The following is a 574-nucleotide window of genomic DNA, read 5'->3' on the forward strand; positions in this document are numbered from 1 at the left end:
GCTACAGCCAGGCTACGCTGCTGAAGGTCTACCGCAGCTACCTGGTCGGCAAGCCTTGCTCGCTGCTCAGTCCTCGCGCAGTGAAACGCTGCGTCGACCCGGCGGCGACCGCCGCGCGGCGCTGAGTCAGGGCTGCAGGTCGAACAGCGCCTTGCCGTCCATGTCGAACGGCGCCGAGAAATGCTCGTGGATCACCTTCCAGCCGTCGCCGTGCTTGCGGTAGCCGGCGCTGACCCGCATCCACGAGGAGTGCGGCTGGCCGTCCGGGCCGGTGCCGCCGCAGTGGCAGAGGTAGTGGGCGAAGGCGACCTGCGGGTCGGCATGGATCTGCAGTTCGGCGATATCGAAGGTCATCGGTCCTTTGCACATCTCGGTGCAGGCCTGCCAGTGCTTCTGGTAGGCGTCGCGCCCCTTGAATTGCAATTGCAGGATGGCGTCGAAGGCGACGATGTCCTCCGCGTAGTACGAGACGATGCGCGGAACGTCGCTGGCGCGGACGGCGGCTCGCCAGTCTTCGATCAATTGGCGGATGGCGCTGACTTCGCTGCTCATGGCTGACTCCTGGTTGTGGCGG

The 574-nt window shown here is 66.0% G+C and carries 1 protein-coding gene; it reads right to left on the minus strand.

Annotated elements, in window-relative coordinates:
• Nucleotides 1-126: 126 nt before the first annotated feature.
• Nucleotides 127-574 (minus strand): YybH family protein (locus tag FLP08_RS16815; protein ID WP_238388516.1); only part of this gene is annotated, 448 nt, incomplete at its 5' end.

Origin of the sequence: Christiangramia aestuarii (assembly GCF_009735585.1) — a bacterium.
Lineage (GTDB): Bacteria > Bacteroidota > Bacteroidia > Flavobacteriales > Flavobacteriaceae > Christiangramia > Christiangramia aestuarii.